The organism is uncultured Campylobacter sp., from assembly GCF_938045595.1.
GTDB lineage: Bacteria > Campylobacterota > Campylobacteria > Campylobacterales > Campylobacteraceae > Campylobacter_B.
This window is the reverse complement of sequence record NZ_CALIBB010000287.1, coordinates 1-5,641: the sequence shown is the minus strand read 5'-3', so window position 1 is coordinate 5,641 and position 5,641 is coordinate 1. Positions and strand designations below refer to the sequence as shown.

Below are 5,641 nucleotides of genomic sequence, written 5' to 3'. Positions count from 1 at the left end.
TGACAGTATATTAAAGGGGGAAGAAGATGGTGACTATCTAGTATATCAGAATAAGTCTTGGATAGAGGTCAGAGAATTAGCTTTAAAAACTTTACATATTTTCGGATACGATTTGGACGACTTCGACTATGATTAAACCCGGATTAGACCTGGTAGAATGAAATTTATCCTACATATCTTTACTCTGCTGCTATGCCTAAGCGCTTGGGCTCTGCTTCGTCATATACGGCAAAATAAAACCGACTCCGCGTAAGCGAATAGTTTTATTTCTGGTTGCGTTTAGTTGCGCTGCATCATATCGCCGCACGCCGTAACGATGCATCTAACGCCGCCAGGCCACGCTTTGCCGCTACGTCGCGACGCATACTATCGCTGCGCCTCAAACCCCAGTGCCCGAGGCGCCTAGAGCATCTTTCCGACGAGTTTTTCTTTAAATTCTTTGTAAATTTCAGGGCCCGCGTGTTTGTATTCGCTTGTCAGTTTGTTGTGAAATTCCGCCATATCGCCGCCGCTTTCGCGGTAGAGCTTGATCGCGTTTCGCCTTACGGCGCCGTCTTTTAGGTCGCTATCGTAGGCGATGCTCGCGTATCGCATCCGCGCGCCGTCCTTGATCTCGCGGTAGGCCTCGCAGCCTTTGGCTCTGCCGAGCTTTGCGACGCACGCGGCATAGAGGGCTTGCAGGCTCACGCACTGGGGTATCAGCGCCTCCACCGCGGCGAGGTCTGCTTTGGTGATTTTAAAATTTGCAGCCTTTTGTTCCTGTTGTGCGGCCTTCGGCTCCTGCTTCGCGGTTTTTGCACCTTGCTTTTGAGTCTTTGGCTCCTGCTTTGTAGCTTTCGGCTCCGCTTTTTGGGCTTTTTTCTCCGCCATGCCGTTTGCTTTGCCTTGCTTCGCGCCTGCTCCTACGGCATGCGAGGCTAGACTGATCTTTTCAAATTTAGGATTTTTGCGGTAGTTTAGATTATTAAAAAATTCTATCACGTCGTCGTAAAATTTATCGTTACTGACGATGCCGATCTTGCCCTCCTGCCCGCAGAGTTTGCCCATCAAAAACACGATGATCTTATCGGCGAAGTCCTTTCTTTGCTTGCCGATCGTAAAGACCTCACCTATGCTAACGCCCATCTTCGATAGGCGCGCAAGGGTCAAGGCGCCGATCTTTTTGGCGGTGTTGGAGACGATATTTAGCTCGTCGCCCTCTTTGAGATTTACGACGTCGAAGATATTATCTACGTCGATATTTTCGTCGTCTATGATAAAGTGCGTCAAAGTTTTTCCTTTAAATTAAATTTTAATGCCCGCGCTCGCGCAAATTTCATCTCTAAAGTGCGCGAAAGGCTTCATCGCGGGCTGGTTTTGCAGATGCTCGCCGATGGGCTTTTGCATCCACGCCATATCGTACCAGCGGCCGAATTTATAGGCGCAGCGCTCGAATCTTCCGATGAAGCGAAAGCCCATGCGCTCGTGAAATCGCACGCTCGCGTCGTTTAGATATTCGTCATCCCCGCAAGCGATGCAAGCGTTCATGTTTGCGATGTTTTGAGCTCTGAGCGTGCGCTCTAGCGCTTCGTAGAGCAGCCTGCCGATACCAAAAGCGTGCGCGTTTTGCGATACATAAACGGAGCTTTCCGTCGACCAATCATATGCCGCTCGCTCTTTGAAAGCCGAAGCGTAGGCGTAGCCGAGGATGCGACCGGGTTTTAAATTTGCGCCGCTTTGTTTTGCAGCGACGATTAAATTTGCACCGTTTCGTTTCGTCGCGGCGCTTGTGCGATCTCACGCTTCGTCTGCGGGCGAAATTTCACTCTCTGTGCCAGCCGCGCTTGCGGAAATTTTAAAATTTTCATCTCGCTCATCGTTTGCGCCTGCCGCCTCGTCGCTTACGTAAGCGAGCAGATAGTGGTATCTTTGCAGCGTCTGCTCGATTTGCCCCGCAAATTCCGCGGCGCCGGGCACGTCGTATTCGAAGCTGATCGCCGTTTGCTTTACGTAAGGCGCGTAAATTTCAAGCAGTGCCTCCGTATCTTGTGGCGTTGCGAGCCGCAGTTTTATCCGCATAAAATCTCCTTTAAATTTAGCCGTTTTTGCATAATTTCAGTTTTAAGCTTATCTAAATTTACCGCCGCGACCAGCTTTTAAATTTAGCGGGAATTTTATCTCACGCGCAAAACGGCTAAATTTCAGAGGCGTGTTTGAGCGCGTAAATTTTAAAATTTAACCCGCGCAAGCCCTCTATTCGCCGAAAAGTCGCCAAAACTCGGGCGCAAATTTCGTCGGCGTAAATTCTATGATCTCGTATTTTGCGACGCCGTTTTGAAAGAACGGATCTTGCGCGATGATCTCATCAAGCTCCGCGCGGTCTTTGGCGTTGATTAAGATGATACCGCCTGTGCGAGGGACTTTGCGCCCCGAGCAGATAAATTTATTTGCCGCATAAAATCGGTCTAAAAACGCGTTGTGCTCGTTGATAAAGCGATCGATTTCGCTAATTTCTTTAACGTAAGTGAGGTTTGCAATAAACATTTTGATCCTTTGTGAGATTTGAAGCGCGATTTTAGCATAAAATTCCAACGGATAAAATTCCCGCCGGAATTTTCGCGCGCTACGTTATAAAAAATATCGGCGAAATTCCGATTATCGCGCACGCAACTGCTGCGCAACGAAGTTTTATCGCAGCAAGCGCGCAGATGTTTGCAAGCGCGAAAAGAAGCGGCGGAATTTGCGCCTGAAAGCTCGGTAGAGCAAAGTTTAAAAACGCAAGCAGCGGCGTATCGAGCGCGCCGCCAAGACCTAATAGATGCAAAAATATGCTTAGCGGATAAAAGATCACAAACACGTATCCCAGTGGCATGACGCTAAGCTGCTGCAGCGAAGCGGTCGGGAAGAAATAATAGACCGCTACGTTCATGCTGAGCCAAACGTAGAGGTTAAAAAGTATGACGTTGTGCCAGAGCTTAAATTTAGGCGCGAAGTGGTGCAGGTAGAGGAAAATATACAGCACGCCGAGGCAGGAGAAATAAAATCCGATCGAAAAGGCTAGGTGCGGGAAAAACGCGAGCAGAAGCGCGATAGTGAGAAAGAGGTTTGTAAATTTAACTACGTAGAAATTTCGCATCGCGAGGAAAAACCCCACGCAGCACATCGCAAGCGAGCGCAGAAAGCTCGGCGTAAAATCAAGCACGAAGAGATATCCGCTCATCAGCACGATCACAAAGACGCTAAGATCGCGCCTCGCGCTGCGATACGGAAAGTAGCGATCCTGAAAATAGCGGTAGATCGGCATTGCAAGCAGAAAGACCGTGCTAAAGATAATGCCCAGATGAAAGCCGCTGATCGAAATGATGTGCGCTATGCCCCAGTTCGTCACGCTAGCACGCAGTGGTTTTGAAATTTCGGTCGCAAAATACAGCGCGGAGTAAAGATCCGCCGTCATCTCATCTTCGTGTTGGGCGCGAACGAATTCTATAGCGCGCCATTTTGCCCCTGAGGGCGCGGTTTCGGCTGAAATTTTAAAATTTGGCGCGTAAAAGCGCTGCTTTAAAAAATCTAAAAATTTTACGTTTTTCGTTACGATGCCGATATTTACGCGCGCGAAGCGGTGAAATTCCCGCCCGAGCCCAGTAGTCGTGTAGAGGGTGAAATCCGCCGTTTTGAGCTTTAGCACCGTGTAGGTGCGGCCGCGCTCGTTCGTTTTGGTATAGGCGTTTAAAATTTGCGCGTCGTAAAAAGCGTAGTTTTTCGCGCGAAATTCTTTAAATTCATAAAATTTCAAGCCTAAATTTATCGATAAAATTCCAAGTAAAATAAGCAGAAAGTATAAAATTTCGCGTTTAGAGTAAAAGAGTTGAAGCTTCACGGGCGGTATTTAAGTTCGCGCATGCGGTAGAGCTTTAAAAGTTCGCGTGCGGCGAAATTTTAAAATTCCAAGACCTTATGCCGCACCGCCTCGTAAAAACCGGGCAGTGCGGCATAAAATAAGCCCGTTTTAGCACGAATAATTCGTCGCAAACTCAAACGGCGTAGGGCGCGCCTCGTAAGGCCAAACCTGAGTTTCAAATTTAAAATGCTGATAGGTCTCGATAAAAAGCTCGCTCATTATCGGGCGCAGATACTCATTATCGCGGATCACCGCTTCTAGACTGCCGCGAAGCGTGTGCGGAAGCTGCTCGATACCACGCTCGCGAATTTCATCTAGGTGTAGTTTGAATAAATTCTCATCCATCGGCCCCACCGGCTCGGTTTTGTTTTTGATACCGTCGATTCCCGCCATCAGCATCGCCGCAAATGCCAAATACGGGCACGCGGTGCTATCTGGGAAGCGCATCTCCGCGCGCACCGAGTGCTCGCCGCTGCCGTAAGGGATGCGGATCGAAGCGGAGCGGTTTTGGCTCGAATAAGTTAGAATGGACGGCGCCTCAAAGCCCGGGATCAGGCGCTTGTAGCTGTTGGTGCTCGGGTTCGTAAACGCCGCGACGCTGCGCGCATGCTTTAGCACGCCGCCGATATACCACCTCGCCGCGTCGCTTAAATTTGCGTAGTTGCCCTTTTTGTAAAAGGTATTTTTGCCCTTTTTCCAGATCGATTGGTGCACATGCATTCCGCTGCCGTTATCACCGTAGAGTGGCTTTGGCATAAAGGTTGCGGTCTTGCCGTTTAGGTGCGCGACCATCTTTACTACGTATTTGTATTTTTGCACGTTGTCGGCGGCCTCGACGAGAGTGCCGTATTTAACGCCGATCTCGCCCTGTCCTTGCGCTACTTCGTGGTGGCAGATGAAGGTCTCAAGCCCGATTTGTTCAAGTACCTTTAGCATCTCGGCGCGCAGATCGACCATCGAATCGACGGGCTGGACGGGGAAGTAGCCGCCCTTTACGCCCGGGCGATGGCCGCTGTTAAAGCCGTCTTTGTAGTTTTTGCCGCTGTTCCAATGCCCCTCTTCGGTATCTACCTTAAACATCGCGCAGTTCATATCGTCGATGATCTTTACGTCGTCGAAAACGAAAAACTCATTCTCCGGCCCGAAATAGCAGGTATCTCCAAGACCCGTGGTTTGCAAAAACTGCTCGGCTTTTTTGGCGATCGAGCGCGGGCATTTTTCATAAAGCTCGTTTTTGTAGATATCATAAACGTCGCAGATGACGATGATCGTAACGTCCGCGGTGAACGGATCCAAAAACGCCGTTTGCACGTCGGGCTTTAGCATCATATCGGATTTATCGATCGGCTGCCACGCCGCTACCGAGCTCGCGTCGAATGGAATTCCGTCGGCGAAGTCCTTCGGCAGACGCTTGTAGTTGTAAGCGACGTGGTGCCAGGTGCCCTTTAGATCGGTAAATCTAAAATCCACGAACTCGACCTCGTTTTCATCGCAAAATTTAAAAAATTCCTTCACGTCATTAACAAATTTTCCCATATTTTTTCCTTTTTTCCGCCCGTATTCGGGCTAAATTTAACGGCGGATTTTAACATTATTTAGTTGAAATTCGACTTTATCTGCGCCGTTTTGCGCGCTGCGATTTTTAAAATTTTGCGCCGCCGAAAATTTTAAAATTTCTCGCCGCCGCGCCTTTTAAAATTTAAAAGCGGCTGGCGTTAAAATTTACGCCAAATTTACGAACTGCCGCTCGCGATTTTTGAAAAC

Annotated in this window: 6 protein-coding genes; all 6 read right to left on the bottom strand. The window is 49.0% G+C overall.

Annotated features, from left to right (window positions below; translation table 11 throughout):
- Nucleotides 1-402 precede the first annotated feature (402 nt).
- On the bottom strand, nt 403-1,269 hold the full coding sequence (locus tag Q0340_RS11170; RefSeq protein WP_298083359.1) for a hypothetical protein: 867 nt from the start codon (nt 1,267-1,269) through the stop codon (nt 403-405).
- 15 nt (nt 1,270-1,284) lie between these two features.
- Nucleotides 1,285-1,734 carry a GNAT family N-acetyltransferase gene (locus Q0340_RS11165; RefSeq protein WP_298083360.1) on the bottom strand — a complete coding sequence of 150 codons (450 nt, stop codon included), beginning with the start codon at nt 1,732-1,734 and terminating at the stop codon, nt 1,285-1,287.
- A gap of 42 nt (nt 1,735-1,776) precedes the next feature.
- A complete protein-coding gene (locus Q0340_RS11160) occupies nt 1,777-2,058 on the bottom strand; it encodes a GNAT family N-acetyltransferase (protein ID WP_298083358.1) in 282 nt (93 codons plus the stop codon).
- A gap of 174 nt (nt 2,059-2,232) precedes the next feature.
- Nucleotides 2,233-2,523 (bottom strand): YciI family protein, encoded by a 291-nt coding sequence (locus tag Q0340_RS11155; RefSeq protein ID WP_297963806.1) that lies wholly within the window; start codon nt 2,521-2,523, stop codon nt 2,233-2,235.
- Nucleotides 2,524-2,602: 79 nt separating this feature from the next.
- On the bottom strand, nt 2,603-3,856 hold the full coding sequence (locus Q0340_RS11150; protein WP_298083357.1) for a ComEC/Rec2 family competence protein: 1,254 nt from the start codon (nt 3,854-3,856) through the stop codon (nt 2,603-2,605).
- 129 nt (nt 3,857-3,985) lie between these two features.
- Complete coding sequence (glnA, locus tag Q0340_RS11145) at nt 3,986-5,413, bottom strand: type I glutamate--ammonia ligase (RefSeq protein WP_297881244.1); 1,428 nt, start codon at nt 5,411-5,413, stop codon at nt 3,986-3,988.
- Between the last annotated feature and the right edge of the window lie 228 nt (nt 5,414-5,641).

What these genes read in the sequence shown, in the direction of transcription:
- Q0340_RS11160 (WP_298083358.1), bottom strand. Translation starts at nt 2,058, where the DNA reads ATGCGGATAAAACTGCGGCTCGCAACGCCACAAGATACGGAGGCACTG.
- Q0340_RS11155 (WP_297963806.1), bottom strand. Translation starts at nt 2,523, where the DNA reads ATGTTTATTGCAAACCTCACTTACGTTAAAGAAATTAGCGAAATCGAT.
- glnA (WP_297881244.1), bottom strand. Translation starts at nt 5,413, where the DNA reads ATGGGAAAATTTGTTAATGACGTGAAGGAATTTTTTAAATTTTGCGAT.